This window comes from Streptomyces crystallinus, from assembly GCF_039521265.1.
Taxonomy (GTDB): Bacteria; Actinomycetota; Actinomycetes; order Streptomycetales; family Streptomycetaceae; genus Streptomyces; species Streptomyces crystallinus.
This window is the reverse complement of the sequence record NZ_BAAACA010000021.1, coordinates 141180-158196: the sequence shown is the minus strand read 5'-3', so window position 1 is coordinate 158196 and position 17017 is coordinate 141180. Positions and strand designations below refer to the sequence as shown.

The window sequence follows — 17017 nt, the reverse complement described above, 5'->3', positions numbered from 1 at the left end:
CCCCGTCCGGCACGATCCGGAAGGAGGTGTCGGCCTTGCCCACGCACCGCAAGCCGCGCACCCGCATACGTTCGGCCGCGCCCGCCGTCGGCATCACCACGGCCGCGCTCGCCTCGGTGAGCCTGCTGGCCCAGAGCGCGGGCGCGGCGCCCGGCACGCCGGGGCCGACGGTCGAGGAGGTCCAGCGCAAGGTCGACGACCTCTACCGGCAGGCGGGCACGGCCACCGAGGCCTACAACCGGGCCAAGGAGGCCACCGACGAGCGCCGCGCCGAGGTCGGCGGCCTGCTCGACCAGGTGGCGCGGGGCACCGCCCGGCTGAACGACACCCGCCGGGTGCTGGGCAACTACGCCGCCGAGCAGTACCGCACCGGCGGCATGGCCTCCACCGCGACCCTGATGCTGGCCGACGACCCGCAGGCCTTCTTCGACCGCAACCACCTGATGAAGCAGCTGACCGGCCGCGAGGAGCAGGCGCTGCGGGACTTCGAGAGCCAGCGGGCGGGCATCGCGAAGAAGCGCGCGGACGCGGCCCGGGGCCTGGAGAAGCTGACCGCCTCGCAGGAGGCGCTGCGGGCCGGCAAGCAGGAGGTGCAGTCCAAGCTCGCCGCCGCGCGCGCCCTGCTGGGCACGCTGACCGCGCGGGAGAAGGCGCGGCTCGCGGCGCTGGAGGAGAAGAAGCAGGAGGAGGCCCGCAAGAAGGCGGCCGAGCTCGCCGCGCGCCAGGCGGCGGCCCGCAAGGCCGCCGAGGCAGCGGCGGCGGCCGAGGCCGCGAAGAAGCCCCCGGCGAAGCCGGGCACGGGCACCGGTACGGGCACCGGCTCCGGTACGGGAACCGGCACCGGCGCCCCGTCCGCCTCCACCAAGGCCGCCAAGGCCCTCGCGTTCGCCCGCGACCAGATCGGCAAGCCGTACGTGTGGGGCGCGACCGGGCCGTCCTCGTACGACTGCTCCGGGCTCACCCAGGCCGCCTGGAAGGCCGCCGGGGTCGACCTGCCGCGCACCACCTGGGACCAGGTCAAGACCGGCACCCGGGTCGCCACGGACGATCTGCGCCCCGGTGACCTGGTCTTCTTCTACGACGACATCAGCCATGTCGGGATGTACATCGGCAACGGGATGATGATCCACGCGCCGAAGCCGGGGGCGTATGTGCGCGAGGAGTCGATCTACTACATGCCGATCTACGGGAGCGTGCGCCCCGCGTAGGGGCGGGCGCGGCCCGCGCCCGCGCTCACGGCCTCATCCGCGCCCGCGCCCGGCTCCGCGCGCGCGTCCGCGCTCACGTCCAGAGCGTCGCGATGAAGATGTTCGCCACGGTGAGCCCGCCGACCGCGCCGAAGAGCGCCTTCTCCACCTTCTCGTCGTCCCGCTTCACATAGACGAGGCCGAGGATCACCACCAGGACGGCCAGCTTCAGGCCGATCTTGGCGGTGTTCACGGAGTTGTCGTCGGCCTGGTTGAGGCCGACCAGGGCCACGCCCGTGACCAGCATGGTCAGCGCGCCGTGCAGCATCGCGGGCACGAAGCGCGCGGTCCCGGCACCCATCGCCTTCATCTGGGTCAGGAAGCCGCCCAGCAGCGAGGCGATGCCGATGATGTGCAGGGCGACGAAGACATTGATGAGTACGTCCATGGTTCGGGAGCCTAACCACCCCGTAGCACGCGGCGACGGGCAGGTCGGCCCCGTCCGGCCCTTCGGTCACAGGGGCATCGGGAAGCGGACCTGTTCGACGGTGGACCGGTCACATCCGGTCGTACGAGCGCCGGAACAGAACACTTCGCCGCTTTGCGTCACTCCCCCGTGTCAGCCAGGTTTAGCGTCCTCCCCCAGGTGACCGACTCCCCACCGCCGCCCCCCACAAGGGCGGCCATCGGTCACCAGCCGAGAGATCCGGCGGCGGGCCGTCCCCCCTGTGCGGTCCGTCGCCGGATGTGCACGGAAGGACGTGAAGGCCCCAGTGGCTGCACACCGAAAGCCCAGGCAGCACCCGCTCACCGGCCCTGCCGCCCGCACCGCGGCGACCCTCGCACTGGCCGGAGCCGCCACCGCCACCGCCTTCGAGGGCACCGGCCACGCCGAGCCCCGACTGACCCCGGCCCAGGTCAAGGCCAAGGTCGACCGGCTCTACCAGGACGCGGAGGTCGCCACCGAGGCGTACAACGCCACCAAGGAGAAGGCGGACGACGCCCAGCGAGCACTCGACGCGCTCCAGGACGAGGCCGCGCGCAAGACCGGCCGGCTCAACAGCGCCCGCAACGCGCTGGGCTCCCTCGCCGCCGCCCAGTACCGCACCGGCGGGGTCGCCCCCGCGCTCCAGCTGATGCTCTCCTCCGACCCCCAGCGCTATCTGGACGACGCGGCCTTCCAGGAGCGGGCCGGGGACCGGACGGCGACCGCGGTCGCCGGGGTGCGGGGGCAGCTCGCCGAGCTGAAGCGGCTGCACACCACCGCCGACAGCAGGCTCGCCGAGCTGCGTGCCAAGCAGACCGAGCTCAAGCGCCACAAGGAGACCATCAAGGCGAAGATCGAGTCGGCGCAGGCGCTGCTCGCCCAGCTGACCGCCGAGGAGCGGACGGCGTACGAGGGCCAGGACGGCACCCGCGCGGGCACCTCCGGCCGCGCCGGCCGCTCCTCGGCCCCCGGCGCGCCCGCCGCGTCCGCCGCCCCCGCCGGGCTGCCCCCGGCCCCCAGCGGCCGGGCGGCGGCCGCCGTGGCGTTCGCCTACACCGCGCTGGGCAAGCCGTACGTGTGGGGCGCGACCGGGCCGTCCGCCTTCGACTGCTCGGGGCTGACCCAGGCGGCCTGGGGCGCGGCGGGAGTCTCGCTGCCCCGCACCACGTACACCCAGATCAACTCGGGCCGCCGGGTGTCCCGTTCCAGCCTGGCCCCCGGTGACCTGGTCTTCTTCTACTCCGGCATCAGCCACGTCGGGCTCTACATCGGCGGCGGCCAGATGATCCACGCGCCGCACCCGGGCGCACCGGTACGGATCGCGCCGATCGATCAGATGCCGTTCGCGGGCGCGACCCGGCCCGCCTGACCGAGCTCCTTGGTGAGCCAGCGGAAGACGTCGGGCACCTGGTGCTCCCAGACGCTGCTGCGGTGCCCGCCGCCGTTCAGCCGGACGACGTGGACGGTGGTGGGCGCCTTGGCGGCCTTGCGCAGGGCCAAGCCGTCGTTGTACCCGTCGCCCGCGTCGCCGGAGACGAACAGCGAGGTGTGCGGCGGGGTCTTGGCGTTCTTGAGGATCCACAGCGGGTTGGACTCGCGGCGCAGCCTGGGGTCGTGCGCGGTGATCGAGGCGCCCTCGGCGGCGGGGTCGTTGTAGCCGGAGAGGTCGACGCCGGCCCGGTAGCGGTCGGGGTGGGAGACGGCCAGCTTGGCGGCGCAGTGACCGCCCGCCGAGTACCCGGCGATCGCCCAGCCCTCGGGCCCGGTGGCGGCCCGGAAATTGTCGGTGACCATCTTCCGTACGTCCACGCTGATCCAGGTGTCGGCGTTGACGGTGCCCGGCACGTTGGCGCAGCCGGTGTCGCGGCCGTCGAGGAGCGTGGTGCGCGGCGAGACGAGGATGAACGGCGCCACCTCGCCGCGCTGCATCATCGGCGTGAGCTGGCGCTGGGTGTGCAGCGAGCCGAACCAGGCGCCGATGGAGCCCGGGTAGCCGGGCAGCAGCTCGACCACGGGGAACGTCTTGTCCTTGTACGCCGGGTCGTTGTACTGCGGCGGCAGCCACACCGCCACATCGCCCTCGACGCCGGAGATCGCGCCCTTGAGCGTGGTCTTCATGACGCCGTTGCCGACCTTGCCCTTGTACTCCTTGAAGGTCTGCTTGACCTTGGGGGCGGTGGCCGGCTTCTGGCCGCCGGTGCCGTCGGGGCCGAGGTCGGGGGCGGCGTTGACGTGGTTGCCGGTGCCCAGCAGGTCGTCCCAGTTGTCGTAGAGCCCGTTGGCGTTGTTGACCATCACGAAGACCACGAGGACGGCGGTGAACTGGGCGAACACCAGCATGAGCAGCCGCGAGGCCCCCCGCACCACGGCCGGCCCGCCGATCCTGCTCCACAGGAACAGGGGCAGCAGCAGGGCCGCCACCGCCACGAGGACGGCGGTCAGCAGGAAGGGAGTACCGGTCAGGCTCATCACGCACGGGTAGAGCCGGATGCGCTGACGGGAGTTGCCCCGCTTTGCGAGGCCTTTACTCTTCCGGTGCTTGCTTCCGGGGCGACCGGTCCCCCCACGACACCGCTGAGCCAGCGGAAGGCGTCCGGCACCAGCGGCCCCCAGACGGTCACCCGGTGGCCGCCGGTGGAAGGCACGACGGTGACCTGGGTGGGCGGCTCGGCGGCCCGCCTCAGCGCCATCCCGTCGTCGTAGCCGTCCCTGGGCTCGCCGGTGAGGTAGAGCGAGGTCAGTGGTGGGCGGCGGGCGTGGGTGAGCATCCACAGGGGGTTGGTGGTGCGCCGCAGCCGGGCGTCGTGGGCGGCGATGGAGTCGGGCTCGGCGGCGGGGTCGTTGTAGCCGGAGAAGGCGACGCCCGCGCGGTACCGGTCGGGGTGCCCGACGGCGAGGCGGGCCGCGCAGTGCGCCCCGGCGGAGAACCCGGCGACCGCCCATCCGCCGGCGTCCCGGCGCGCCCGGAAGGTGTCGGTGACCATCTTCCGTACGTCCACGCTCAGCCAGGAGTCGGCGTTGACCACGCCCGGCACGTTGACGCACCCGGTGTCCTCGCCGGGCAGCAGGGTGGTGCGCGGCGAGACGAGGATGAAGGGCGCGACCTCCCCGCGCTCCATCAGCGGCCGCAGCCGCGTCTGCGCGTCGAGGTTGGCCCACCAGTCCCGGGCGGAGCCGGGATACCCGGCGAGCAGCTCGACGACGGGGAAGTCCTTGTCCCGGTACGCCGGTTGCCCGTACTGCGGCGGCAGCCATACGTACACCTCGCCCTCCGCGCCCGAGACCGCCCCCTTGAGATGGGTGAGCAGCAGACCCCGGCCGAGGTCGGGGTCCCCGGTGACGGGCGCGAAGGGCTGCCGCACCCGGGGCGCGGCGGCGATGTCCCGGCCCCCGGTCCCGTCGGCCCCGAGGTCGGGCGCGGCGGCGACATGGCTCTCGGTGCCGAGCAGATCGCCCCAGCTGTCGTAGAGGCCGTACTGGTCGTTGACGGCGACGAACACCGCGAGTACGGCGCTCACCTGCGCGGCCGCCACCATCGCGAGCCGCACCCCGGCCCGCACGGCGCGCGGCCCCGGCACCCGCCGCCACACGGCCAGCGGCACCAGGACGGCGAGTACGGCCGCGCCGCAGACGGCGATGAGGACAGGGGTTCCGGTCAGGCTTGTCACACGGGGGGAGAGGGTGAGACCTCTGCCCCGGTTGACCGTTTTGCCGGTTTTTTGCCTGCGTGGGGTGATGGCTCTCCGGCCACCCGGTTCCCGCCCTCCTCCCCGTCGGGCGGGTCCTTCAGACCAGCCGTCGCGCCGTCGCCCACCGCGTCAGCTCGTGGCGGTTGGAGAGCTGGAGCTTGCGCAGCACCGCCGAGACGTGCGACTCGACCGTCTTCACCGAGATGAACAGCTGCTTGGCGATCTCCTTGTACGCATAGCCGCGCGCGATCAGCCGCAGCACCTCCCGCTCGCGCTGGGTGAGGCGGTCCAGGTCCTCGTCGACCGGCGGCGCGTCCGTGGAGGCGAAGGCGTCCAGGACGAAGCCCGCCAGGCGCGGCGAGAACACCGCGTCGCCCTCCTGCACCCGGAAGATCGAGTCGACGAGGTCCGTCCCCGTGATCGTCTTGGTGACGTAGCCGCGGGCGCCGCCCCGGATCACTCCGATCACGTCCTCCGCCGCGTCCGAGACGGACAGCGCGAGGAAGCGCACCGGGTTCTCCGCGTCCGCCATCAACGGGGCCGAACGGCGCAGCACTTCCACACCGCCGCCGCCCGGCAGATGGACGTCGAGCAGGACGACCTCCGGCCGGGTCGCCGTGATCACGGTGATCGCCTGGTCCACGTCGGCCGCCTCGCCGACGACCTCGACGCCCGTCTCCTCGGTCCGGCCGATCTCCGCCTGGACGCCCGTGCGGAACATCCGGTGGTCGTCGACCAGGACGACCCGCACCCGCCGCTCGGCACCGCCCTGGGAACCCTGGGCCTGCTCCGTCGTCATCCGTCCGCCCTCTCCATCTCCAGCTCGACCTCGGTGCCCCCGCCGGGCACCGACCGCAGCCGTGCCGTTCCGCCGTTGCGCTGCATCCGGCCGATGATCGATTCTCGTACGCCCATGCGGTCGTCCGGCACCGCGTCCAGATCGAAGCCGGGGCCCCGGTCCCGTACGGACACGAAGACCGTACGGCCCTCGACCTCCGCGAAGACCTGGACGGCGCCGCCCTCGCCACCGTACTTGGCGGCGTTGACCATCGCCTCGCGCGCGGCCTGCATCTGTGCCGAGAGGCGCTCGTCGAGCGGGCAGTCGCCGACCACCACGACCTCCAGCGGCACCCCGTGCTTGTCCTCGACCTCGGCCGCGGCCTTCTTCACGGCCTCCGCCAGGGTCTCCGGCTCCTCCGACTCGTCCTTGCCGGTGCCCTCCGGCTTGTACAACCAGGCCCGCAGCTCCCGCTCCTGGGCCCGGGCGAGGCGCCGCACCTCGCCCACGTTCTCCGCGTTGCGCTGGATCAGGGTGAGGGTGTGGAGCACCGAGTCGTGCACATGGGCGGCGACCTCGGCGCGCTCCTGGGCGCGGATGCGCATCAGCCGCTCCTCGGAGAGGTCCTGCGTCATCCGGACGAGATAGGGGCCGGCCAGCAGGGCTATGCCCGCGATGACCGCGAGCGCGGCCGTCAGCACATTGCCGAGCTGGGCGGCCGAGCCGCGCACCACCACGAACCCGGTGAAGCCCGCGCCGACCAGCGCCACTCCGGCGAGCCCCCGGGCCAGCGGCAGCAGCCGGCTGCGCCGGGCGCCCTCGGTCCAGCGGGCCCGCCGGGCGTTGTCCGCCTGGCGCCACACCAGGATCACACCGGCGCCGACCAGCAGGGTCGGCCAGATGTAGGGACTGGCCCAGCCGCCCACGTTCACATTGGTGGCGAAGATCGCCGCGCCGACGCAGAGCGCGATCAGGGCCACGACCTGGCCCTTGTCGGGCTTGCGCAGCCGCCGGCGGCCGTCCGGGCTGACCTCGAACGCCGAGCGCGGCTCCGCCGCCGTACCCCCCAGACCCAGCGGCACCACGAACCAGAACACCGCGTACAGCAGCGCCCCCAGGCCGTCGATCATGAACAGGCCGAGGAAGACGATCCGCACCCACACGACCGGCAGCCCGAGGTGTCCGGCGAGGCCGCGCGCCACGCCGCCGAGCATCCGCCCCTCGGCCGAGCGGTACAGCTTGCGCACGGGGGGTTCGTCGGCCTCGGGGGGCACGGTTCGGGTCGCGGCGACTGGCATGGACCGATCGTCACACGTCCGGCCGGGCGCGGGCATCAGGGTAAGCCCCGAGGACGCCCCTGATCTGCGGTCCCCGCGCGAGGGAGGACAGATCCCCGGGCGGGGGAGCCGGTCTCCCCCGCCCGGGGGAGGCCCCACCTCCGCATCAGGGGCAATCTCAGGGTGAGGCCAGGGTCGGGGCGGGTGCCGCACCCGCCGACGGCCCGTCACCATGGAGTCATGACGCAGCCGACCGAGTCCCCCGTCGCGCCGCCGGACCCCGGTCCGGACCCGGCGCCCGCCGCGCCCCAGCTGCGCCGCAGTGGTCACAACAAGGTGATCGGCGGCGTCTGCGGCGGGCTCGGGCGGTACTGCGACATCGACCCGGTGATCTTCCGGATCGCGCTCGGCGTGCTCACCGTCATCGGCGGCCTCGGCCTGGTCTTCTACGGGTTCGGCTGGCTGCTGCTGGCGCAGGACGGCGAGGACGAGAACGAGGCGCGGCGGCTGCTGTCCGGCCGGGTCGAGGGCCCGGCGCTGGCCGCCGTGCTGATGGCGCTGGCCGGCTGCGGGATCTTCCTGTCCATGCTGAGCAACGGCTCGGTGATGAGCTTCGCCTGGCTGCTGACGCTGGCGGTCGCGGGGATCGGCGTCTGGTCCCAGCGCCGCTCGCTCGCGCCCCCGGACGCCCCGGCGGACGCGGCGGCGGCCCAGACGGCGCCCGGGACCGTCTCCCCGGCCTTCGGCCCCGGCGCGGCCCCGCCCGAGACCAAGGCGCCGCCCACCCCCGTCTCGCCCTCCTGGTGGCGCGACCCGATCGTCAAGGACGGCACCACGGGCCCGGTCGGCACCGGCTATCTGTGGGGCGCCGAGGACGCCGGCGCGGTGTCCGGCTTCGGGGCCGCGGCGCGCGCCATGAAGGACCGGGCCGATAAGGCGGCCGACCGGGCCACCCGGGGCCCGCGGTCCATCGGCGGCATCGTCTTCCTGCTGGCGCTGCTGGCGTGCGGCGGGGCCGCCGCGGCCGCCTGGCACCACCAGCCGCTGGGCACCGCGCTCCAGATCGGTCTCAGCGCGGCCCTCGTGGTGTTCGGCCTCGGCCTGGTGATCAGCGCGTTCGTGGGACGCACCGGGTTCGGCACGCTGTTCACGGCGGTGCTCACGGCAGCCCTGCTCGCCGGGGCCTCGGCGCTGCCCAAGTCCATCACCACCGACTGGTCCACGGTCGACTGGACCCCGACGGCCGCGGCCGACGTACAGCCGTCGTACGCGCTGGGGTCGGGCGAGGGCACCCTCGATCTGAGCAAGGTCGTGGTGCCCGTCGGGCAGAGCGTGCGGACGCGCGCGGAGGTGGGCGCGGGGCGGCTCAAGGTCGTCGTGCCGATGGGCGCGACCGTGAAGGCGCACATCGTGGTGGGCGTCGGCGACGTCCAACTGCCCACCGAGAAGCCGGAGGACGTCGACATCGAGCCCAACCAGAAGAAGACCGTGACCCTGTCGCCGCCCGCGGGGGCGAAGCCGGCCGGGACCCTGGAGCTGGATCTGCACGTCTCCATCGGCCAGGCGGAGGTGGACCGTGCCGCGTCATGAGTTCCGCCCCGGCCGGCTGATCGCGGGTCTGACGATGCTGGCCGTCGCCGTGCTGTTCGCGGGCGACGCGGGCGACGCGTGGCAGACGCCCTGGTACGCGGTGATCCCCACGGCCTGCGGCGGCCTCAGCCTCGCCGGGCTCGCCAGCTGGGCCGCCTACGGGGTGCGCAAACGGCGCCGCGACGCCAGCCAGGCGTCGGCGGACAGCAGCGGCGTCCCGGCGAGCACCAGCGGCAGCCACGCCATCAGGTAGGCGAGGTCGTTGCCGTAGTAGTAGGGGGTGGTCGCCCAGCTCACCGTCAGCCACAGGCTGAGCGAGATCAGCGCGCCGCCGAGCGCCGCGAGCCGGCCGAGGAGTCCGACCAGGATGCCCAGGCCCACGGCGACCTCGCCGATGGCGATGGCGTACCCGAAGCCCACCGGGCTCTTGAGGGCGAGGTCGACGAGGGCGGGGATCGCGGAGCTGTCGCGCACCGAGTGCATCAGCTCCCCGATCGAGCCGCTGCCGCTCGCCTTGAGCGTGGTGGTGCCGCCGGTCATCTTGTCGAACCCGGCGTAGACGAACGTGACGCCGAGGAAGACGCGCAGCGGCAGCAGCGCGTACCGGCCCGCCGTCTCCTTGAGGCTTCGCAGGCCCCCGCCGGTGGCCGCCCCGCCTCGCGTCCGGGTGAGATTTCCGTGTGCCATCGCCGTTCCCGCCTTCCGTAACCCCTGTCACCAGACCATACGTACGGGAGCGGCACAGGGCTCAACCGGTTCAGCTCTCCACTTCTCCGGGGGGGCGCCGACGCGGTGGCCGTCTCAGTCGGTGACGTCGATGGCGACCCGGTTCGTCTCCACACCGGCCGCCGTGACCACCCGCACCTCCACCCGGCCCGGCTCCACGTCGACCGGAACCGGCACGGTCAGCACGGTGTCGCTCGGGTTGGCGAAGCCTCCGGTGACCGGGATCAGCGGCACATGGACATGGACCGCGCCGATCCGCACGACCATCCGGGCGAGCCGGTCGGGGGTGCCCGCTCCGGGCGGCACGAACCCGGCGCCGCGGATCTCGATGTCGTCACCGGTACGGATCGGCGCGTCCAGATCGCCCGCCTCGCGCGCCCGGACCACCGAGAGCACGACGGGGCGACCGCCTTCGGCGTACTTCCCCGCGAAGTACGTCAGCGCGGACACGGCCACCAGGATGGCCAGCGCCCACGGCAGGTCGGGCAGCCGGTCGGGCCGCCGGGCCAGGCGTACGGCGGCGAAGAGCACGGCGACCGCGGAGACCAGCACGTACTGGACGTCCGCGAAGCTGCCGCGTCCGGCGTCGTCGGTGAGCAGGTCGGCGGCGCGCGGCCGCTCCGCGCGGACCTTTTGGAGCCGCTGCCCCGCGATGCGTACGACCACCACCCGGCGCACCACGACGGCCACCGCGCTGACCAGCGCGACCACCGACAGCAGGCCTGCGCCCTGGGAGAGTTCGAGGCCGTCGATCAGCGCGTCGCGGTCCCTCGCCCCGGACGTCCCGGCCAGCCGTACGGCGAGCAGGAGCACCGCGAAGGCCACCAGGAGCACCCAGGCGGCGGCGACGGCGCGTGAGGTGGAGAGCCGGTTGTCCTCGCCGACGACCGGCGCGAGCAGTCCGCCGCGCGCCCGGTGCAGCCACCCGGCGCCGGTCAGCGCGACCGCCACCACCAGCGCGGCGACGAGCCCGGCGGTCCTGGCATGGGTCCAGCCGGTGCCGATCGCGGTGAAGGCCTCCACGAGGGCCAGTACGGCGACGCCCGCCCACACGGCCACCAGGGTGGCCCGCCAGACCGCGCCCGGCCAGGCCTGGCCCGCCTCCCGGCCGCGTTCGGCGAGCGCCCGGGCGGACTGGGTGAGCTCGTCCGAGACCCACTGGCGGGACGCCCCGGCGGAGTGCGCGACGGCGGCGGGCAGCCCCTCCCCGGCGGCGAGCCCGTCGCGCTTGGCCAGGAACTCCGCCACCGCGCGCCGGTGGCCGTTCCGCCCCCCGGGACCGCAGTCCCCACCGCATTGCCGAGCCTCCTGCACCGCCACGAGGATCGCGCCCTTCCCTCAAGTCACGCCGACTGTCAGGGAATTGTGCCGTACGAAAACCATCCCCCGGTCGACGGGGGCGCACTGCGCGAGTGATTGACGCCCCATCAAATTGACGCACTACGACAGCAGTTCGGGTTCCGACTCACTGATCTGGCGCCACAGCGGCTGGTAGTTGATCCACGCGACCAGGTCGCTGCCGAGCTGGTCGCGGGTGGCGACCGCGTCCCGGCGGTCGATCGGCACCGGCTTCCCGGCGGCCCGCGCGGCCAGCTGCACCTCGGCGCAGCGCTCCATGGAGAGGAACCACCAGGCCGCCGCGTCCACCGAGTCCCCCACGGTCAGCAGCCCGTGGTTGCGCAGGACGACCGCCTTGTACGCACCGAGCGCGGCCGCGATCCGGCGCCCCTCCTCGGCGTCGACGATCACTCCCGTATAGGCGTCGAAGAGGGCGTGGTCCTCGAAGAAGGCGCACGCCTCCTGGGTGTACGGCTCGATCAGATCGCCGAGCGCCGCCAGCGCGCGCCCGTGCACCGAGTGGGTGTGCGCCACGGCGACCACATCGGGGCGGGCCCGGTGCACCTGGGCGTGGACCGCGAAGGCCGCCTGGTTGACGTGGTGGCGCCCCTCGACGACCTGGCCCTCCCCGTTGACCAGCACCAGCTCCCCCGCGGTGACCAGGGCGAAGGGCACGCCGAAGGGGTTCACCCAGTAGCAGTCCTCGAACTCTGGGTCCCGCGCCGAGATGTGCCCCGACACCCCCTCCTCGCAGCCCGCCCGCGCGAACAGCCGCAGCGCCCCGGCCAGCCGCTCCTTGCGGTGCCGGCGTGCGTCGGCCGCGGTGGCGTGGGCCGGCGGGAGGGCGAAGTCCAGTTGGTCCACGGGTATCGGGGCGGGGGCCGGGAGCTGCGGGAACTCGGTCATGGCCGGAAGTTACCGCGCGTTCTCGCAGGTGAACAGAGTCGTGCGGGAGCGGATACGACGGCGCCGCCGCCCCGGGGTCCGGGGCGGCGGCGCCGTGTCCACCACTGAGGGAGTGGTTACTCCCACTCGATCGTGCCCGGCGGCTTGCTCGTCACGTCGAGGACCACTCGGTTGACGTCGGCGACCTCGTTGGTGATGCGGGTCGAGATCTTCGCCAGCACGTCGTACGGCATCCGCGTCCAGTCCGCCGTCATGGCGTCCTCGGAGGAGACCGGGCGCAGCACGATCGGGTGGCCGTAGGTGCGGCCGTCGCCCTGGACGCCGACGCTGCGGACGTCCGCGAGCAGCACCACCGGGCACTGCCAGATCTCGCGGTCGAGTCCGGCCGCCGTCAGCTCCTCGCGGGCGATGGCGTCGGCCTCGCGCAGCAGGTCGAGGCGGTCCTTGGTGACCTCGCCGACGATACGGATACCGAGGCCCGGGCCGGGGAACGGCTGGCGCTGGACGATCTCCTCCGGCAGGCCGAGCTCCTGGCCGACCATCCGGACCTCGTCCTTGAACAGCTTGCGCAGCGGCTCGACGAGCTCGAACTCGATGTCGTCGGGCAGGCCGCCCACGTTGTGGTGCGACTTGATGTTCGCGGTGCCGGTGCCGCCGCCGGACTCGACGACGTCCGGGTAGAGGGTGCCCTGCACCAGGAAGGCGACCTCGGGGCCGTCCTCCTGGAGGATCTCCAGCTGCGCCTGCTCGAAGACGCGGATGAACTCGCGGCCGATGATCTTCCGCTTGGTCTCCGGGTCGGAGACCCCGGCGAGCGCGGTGAGGAATCGCTCCTGCGCGTCGACGACCTTCAGCTGGACGCCGGTGGCGGCCACGAAGTCCTTCTCGACCTGCTCGGTCTCGCCCTTGCGCATCAGGCCGTGGTCGACGTAGACGCAGGTCAGCTGGGAGCCGATGGCCTTCTGGACGAGGGCCGCGGCGACCGCGGAGTCCACGCCGCCGGAGAGGCCGCAAATCGCGCGCTTGGTGCCGACCTGCTCGCGGATGAGGGCGACCTGCTCCTCCACGACGTTGTGCGTGGTCCAGGTGGGCTCGATGCCCGCGCCCCGGTAGAGGAAGTGCTCCAGGATCTGCTGGCCGTGCGTGGAGTGCAGCACCTCGGGGTGGTACTGGACGCCGTACAGCTTCTTCTCGTCGTTCTCGAAGGCGGCGACCGGAACGACGTCCGTGGAGGCGGTGACGGTGAAGCCCTCGGGCGCGGCCGAGCAGGCGTCGCCGTGCGACATCCACACGGACTGCTCGGTGGGCGTGCCCTCGAAGAGCGTCGAGCCGGCCTTGGTGACGTGCAGCGGCGTACGGCCGTACTCGCGCGCGCCGTTGTCGTCGACCGTGCCGCCGAGCGTCGTCGCCATCAGCTGGAAGCCGTAGCACATGCCGAAGACCGGGACCCCGGCCTCGAAGATCTCGCGCTCCAGGACGGGGGCGCCTTCCGCGTACACGGAGGACGGGCCGCCCGAGAGGATGATCGCCTTCGGGTTCTTGGCCAGCATCTCGGCCACGGGCATCGTGCTGGGCACGATCTCGCTGTAGACCCGGGCCTCACGGACGCGGCGGGCGATGAGCTGGGCGTACTGCGCGCCGAAGTCGACAACGAGGACTACGTCCGGGTTGGAGGCGGTCGCGGCAGCTGGGGACGCTGATGACACTGGCGGCCTTCCGGCGAAGGGAGGGGGTCGGTATTTGTCGATTCTACCGGGGAGCCGGCTGGGACCTTTCGTCTCACCATCCGAACCGGGATTGGCCCGGCCCGGGCCGGTCGGTCCATACTGTCGCCATGCGCGAGCACCAGACCTTCGTCTTTACCTATGGCACCGGCCCGTCCGGCTGCCATGGTCGTGCTGCTTGAGCAACTGACAAGCGACTTCCCAGGCGCCCCGGGCCGACAAGGCCCGGGGCGCTCTGTCGTTTGCGGGCCGTGTCGCTCCGGGGCCGCCGCACCCGACATCCGAGGAGCCCCGTATGACCGCCACCCAGACCGAGAAGACCGGCGCCCGCACCGACGAGGCCGCCACGGTGATCACCGGCGCCCGGGAGCGCATCGACGCGCTCGACGACCGCATCATCGGCCTGATCCAGGAACGCATGGCCGTCTCGGCCGTCATCCAGGAGTCCCGGATCGCCTCCGGCGGGCGCCGGGTGAACCTGAACCGCGAGATGGAGGTCCTCGCGCACTACCGCGACGCGCTGGGCAAGCCCGGCACCGCGCTCGCGATGACGATGCTGGAGCTGTGCCGGGGCCGGATCTGAGGCCGTCGCACGGCCGAGCCGGGCACCCGGGCTCCTGTCCGGGTCCGGCGCAGCCTCACCCGTCCGGCGCCGTGACCGCCCGGTGCCCCGCTTCGTTGGTCAGGATGTCCGTGCCAGCCAGGGGCGGGCCCGAAAAAACCACGCGTGGCTCCGCTGGGGCGTGTGACGTGCCGACGGCACGTCGTGGGACCTCGCCCCAGCGCGCGTGACCGGTCGGCAGGGGACAGCAGCCCGGTCACCCCTTAAAGAGCGGTCGGCTCCGGGGACGCCCGGGGCCGGCCGCATCCGGTCCAAACGGTTGCGCGGTCCGCAGCCGATCCCTCACGATGCAGAGACAAGTCCCCCCATCACTGCGCAGAGCGACTGCCAGTGGTCGACACCACCCGTGCGCCCCCCGCGCGCCGGGGCGGCCACCCGGCGCTCGTCCACCAGCGGCGCTCCCCCCGGCGCCGCCTCCCGCAGCACCGGCGCTGCCCTGACGTCGGTGCTGACGGCCAAGGGCCCCGCGGGCCATCCCCAGGACGGATGGCCCGGCACGGGGCCCTTCGCGCTGTCCCGGCCCGGATCCGGGCATGGGGTTGCCTCGTCTACCGCTTTTGGCGTGATTCAAACGGGGCCGCGCCACAGGTGTGACAGGGAGCACATAAGAATTCTGTGAGTCCTGGGACAACCATTGACAGGATTGGCAGGTCAATCATGCGGAACCAACGGCCCCGCCTGTGTGGCGAGCGGCCCACGGACGAGCGGGGAGCGCTGCACTCGGAGGGGGGTGCAGCGCTCCCCGTTTTCCTTCTGGCCGAAGTCGGCCCCTGGGCCGGCCCCGGATCCGCCTAGGCGGACGGGTCCGCCTTCGGCGGCACCGCCGGTATCCCCAGGAACGGCAGCCGCAGCGCGCCGAACGCGTCCGCCGGGACCGCCGGGGCCTTCGGCGCCACCGCCGCGACCCGTACGTACGGCTCGCCCTGGGCCGGGCGCGGATCGGCCTCGCCCTTGTTCGGCCACAGCGCCATCGCCCGCTCGGCCTGCGCCGTGATCGTCAGCGACGGGTTGACGCCCAGGTTCGCCGAGACGGCGGCGCCGTCCACCACCGAGATGCCCGGGTGTCCGTAGAGGCGGTGGTACGGGTCGATCACGCCCTCCTCGGCCGACGCCCCGATCGGGCAGCCGCCCAGGAAGTGCGCGGTCAGCGGGGTGCCCATCAGCTCGCCGACATTGGAGCCCGCGAAGCCGTTGATCTCGGCGGCGATCGCGTCCGCCGCCTGGGAGGCCGCCTTGATCTGCCTCGGGTTGGGGGCGCCGTGGCCCTGGCGGGCGGTGAGCAGGCCCTTGCCGATGCCGTCCGGCTTCAGATACGTGGTGAGCGAGTTGTCCAGGGACTGCATGACCAGGCCGATGATGGTCCGCTCCGACCAGCGGCGGTTGCTCAGCGAGCGGGCCAGCAGCGTCGGGTGCTTCACCGCGTTCGCCAGCCAGCGGAGCGCGAGCGAGGAGCCCTCCGCGTACGGGACCTGGAGGATGGACATACCGCCCATCGCGTTGGAGCCCCGGCCGTAGCGGACCGGCTCGATGTGGGTGTTCTCGTCGGGGTGGATCGAGGACGTGATGGCCACGCCACGGGTGAAGTCGGCCCGCTCGGCGCCGTGCGCCCTGCGGTAGCGGCGGTTGTCGGTCTGCGCCCCCACCAGCGCCTCGGAGTTGGTGCGGGTCAGCTCGCCCAGCCGCTTGGAGAGGTACGGCAGCTGGCCGCCGGAGCGCATCCGGTGCAGCAGGGTCTGGGTGCCGTAGGTGCCCGCCGCGATCACCACGCGCCGCGCCGTGAAGAGGCGGCCCGCGCCCTTCTTCCGGTCGTCGGTGGGCAGCGTGGCGACCGCGTAGCCACCCTGCGAGTCGTCGGTGACCGAGACGACCGTCGTCATGGGGTGCACCACCGCGCCCGCCTTCTCGGCGAGGTAGAGGTAGTTCTCGTTGAGGGTGTTCTTGGCGCCGTGGCGGCAGCCCGTCATGCACTCGCCGCACTCCGTGCAGGCCTTGCGGTCCGGTCCCGCCCCGCCGAAGTACGGGTCAGGGACCCGCTCCCCCGGCTTCGCCCTCACCGTGCCGTCCGCGTCCTGCCCGTCGCCGAAGAACACCCCCACCGGCGCCATGTGGAAGGTGTCGCCCACACCCATCCGCTGCGCGGCCGCCTTGAGGTGGACGTCGGAGGGGGTCATGGTCGGGTTGAGCCGGACCCCGAGCATGCGCCTGGCCTGCTCGTAGTACGGGGTCAGCTCCTCCTGCCAGTCGGTGATGTCCTTCCACTGCGGGTCGTCGAAGAACTGCTTGGGCGGTACGTAGAGGGTGTTGGCATAGTTCAGGGACCCGCCGCCGACGCCCGCGCCCGCCAGCACCATCACGTTGCCCAGCAGATGGATGCGCTGAATCCCGTACATCCCCAGCCTGGGCGCCCACAGGTAGTTCCTGATGTCCCAGGAGTTCTTGGGCAGCGTGGCGCGCGTGAAGCGCCGGCCCGCCTCCAGGACGCCGACCCGGTAGCCCTTCTCGGTCAGCCGCAGGGCCGTCACCGAGCCGCCGAATCCGGAGCCGACGACCAGGACGTCGTAGTCGTACGCCCCTTCGTCCTCGGGCTGGAGTTCCTGGTTCCGGGCGCGCGTCTCCTGGGGCATCGGCTCTCCTCGTACGAAACAGAAAGGGCGGGGGCGGAACGGAACGGGAACGGGAACGGGAACGGGAAC

The 17017-nt window shown here is 72.9% G+C and carries 15 protein-coding genes; 5 read left to right on the top strand and 10 right to left on the bottom strand.

The window, feature by feature from the left end; translation table 11 throughout:
• Positions 1 to 35: 35 nt before the first annotated feature.
• A complete protein-coding gene (locus ABD236_RS19485; RefSeq protein ID WP_344075038.1) occupies positions 36 to 1208 on the top strand; it encodes a C40 family peptidase in 1173 nt (390 codons plus the stop codon).
• A 73-nt stretch (positions 1209 to 1281) separates the two neighbouring features.
• On the opposite strand, the gene ABD236_RS19480 is transcribed toward ABD236_RS19485, so the two are convergent.
• Positions 1282 to 1635 carry a hypothetical protein gene (locus tag ABD236_RS19480; RefSeq protein WP_067163281.1) on the bottom strand — a complete coding sequence of 118 codons (354 nt, stop codon included), beginning with the start codon at positions 1633 to 1635 and terminating at the stop codon, positions 1282 to 1284.
• A gap of 325 nt (positions 1636 to 1960) precedes the next feature.
• On the opposite strand from ABD236_RS19480, the gene ABD236_RS19475 reads away from it, so the two are divergent.
• Positions 1961 to 3043 (top strand): C40 family peptidase, encoded by a 1083-nt coding sequence (locus tag ABD236_RS19475; protein WP_344075037.1) that lies wholly within the window; start codon positions 1961 to 1963, stop codon positions 3041 to 3043.
• Here ABD236_RS19475 and ABD236_RS19470 read toward each other — a convergent pair.
• The 4 genes from ABD236_RS19470 to ABD236_RS19455 form a co-directional block, all read right to left on the bottom strand.
• Positions 3007 to 4143 carry an alpha/beta hydrolase gene (locus ABD236_RS19470; protein WP_344075036.1) on the bottom strand — a complete coding sequence of 379 codons (1137 nt, stop codon included), beginning with the start codon at positions 4141 to 4143 and terminating at the stop codon, positions 3007 to 3009. The two genes, ABD236_RS19475 and ABD236_RS19470, sit on opposite strands and share 37 nt — an antisense overlap.
• A complete protein-coding gene (locus ABD236_RS19465; protein ID WP_344075035.1) occupies positions 4143 to 5342 on the bottom strand; it encodes an alpha/beta hydrolase in 1200 nt (399 codons plus the stop codon). The genes ABD236_RS19470 and ABD236_RS19465 overlap by 1 nt, the downstream gene beginning before the upstream one ends.
• Positions 5343 to 5460: 118 nt before the next feature.
• Positions 5461 to 6162: a LuxR C-terminal-related transcriptional regulator gene (locus tag ABD236_RS19460; protein ID WP_344075034.1), complete on the bottom strand. Its 702-nt coding sequence runs from the start codon at positions 6160 to 6162 to the stop codon at positions 5461 to 5463.
• Positions 6159 to 7439: a PspC domain-containing protein gene (locus ABD236_RS19455; RefSeq protein WP_344075033.1), complete on the bottom strand. Its 1281-nt coding sequence runs from the start codon at positions 7437 to 7439 to the stop codon at positions 6159 to 6161. The genes ABD236_RS19460 and ABD236_RS19455 overlap by 4 nt, the downstream gene beginning before the upstream one ends.
• Positions 7440 to 7658: 219 nt before the next feature.
• Here ABD236_RS19455 and ABD236_RS19450 point away from each other — a divergent pair, with 219 nt between their 5' ends.
• Together ABD236_RS19450 and ABD236_RS19445 are read left to right on the top strand one after the other, a co-directional pair.
• The gene (locus tag ABD236_RS19450; protein ID WP_344075032.1) at positions 7659 to 9008 is read left to right on the top strand and encodes a PspC domain-containing protein; all 1350 of its coding nucleotides are present in this window, start codon (positions 7659 to 7661) and stop codon (positions 9006 to 9008) included.
• Complete coding sequence (locus tag ABD236_RS19445; protein WP_344075031.1) at positions 8995 to 9261, top strand: hypothetical protein; 267 nt, start codon at positions 8995 to 8997, stop codon at positions 9259 to 9261. The genes ABD236_RS19450 and ABD236_RS19445 overlap by 14 nt, the downstream gene beginning before the upstream one ends.
• On the opposite strand, the gene ABD236_RS19440 is transcribed toward ABD236_RS19445, so the two are convergent.
• The 4 genes from ABD236_RS19440 to guaA all read right to left on the bottom strand — a co-directional run bounded on the left by ABD236_RS19440 (position 9165) and on the right by guaA (position 13684).
• On the bottom strand, positions 9165 to 9695 hold the full coding sequence (locus ABD236_RS19440) for a DoxX family membrane protein (protein WP_344075030.1): 531 nt from the start codon (positions 9693 to 9695) through the stop codon (positions 9165 to 9167). The genes ABD236_RS19445 and ABD236_RS19440 overlap by 97 nt on opposite strands.
• 114 nt (positions 9696 to 9809) lie before the next feature.
• Positions 9810 to 11054, bottom strand: a complete 1245-nt coding sequence (locus ABD236_RS19435; RefSeq protein ID WP_344075029.1) for a hypothetical protein — start codon at positions 11052 to 11054, stop codon at positions 9810 to 9812.
• Between the two features lie 120 nt (positions 11055 to 11174).
• On the bottom strand, positions 11175 to 11978 hold the full coding sequence (locus ABD236_RS19430; RefSeq protein WP_344075028.1) for a class II aldolase/adducin family protein: 804 nt from the start codon (positions 11976 to 11978) through the stop codon (positions 11175 to 11177).
• Positions 11979 to 12094: 116 nt separating this feature from the next.
• Positions 12095 to 13684, bottom strand: coding sequence for a glutamine-hydrolyzing GMP synthase (guaA, locus tag ABD236_RS19425; RefSeq protein WP_344075027.1), 1590 nt, complete (start codon positions 13682 to 13684; stop codon positions 12095 to 12097).
• A gap of 313 nt (positions 13685 to 13997) precedes the next feature.
• On the opposite strand from guaA, the gene ABD236_RS19420 reads away from it, so the two are divergent.
• On the top strand, positions 13998 to 14285 hold the full coding sequence (locus tag ABD236_RS19420; protein WP_344075026.1) for a chorismate mutase: 288 nt from the start codon (positions 13998 to 14000) through the stop codon (positions 14283 to 14285).
• Between the two features lie 830 nt (positions 14286 to 15115).
• Here ABD236_RS19420 and ABD236_RS19415 read toward each other — a convergent pair.
• Positions 15116 to 16948: a GMC oxidoreductase gene (locus ABD236_RS19415; RefSeq protein ID WP_344075025.1), complete on the bottom strand. Its 1833-nt coding sequence runs from the start codon at positions 16946 to 16948 to the stop codon at positions 15116 to 15118.
• Between the last annotated feature and the right edge of the window lie 69 nt (positions 16949 to 17017).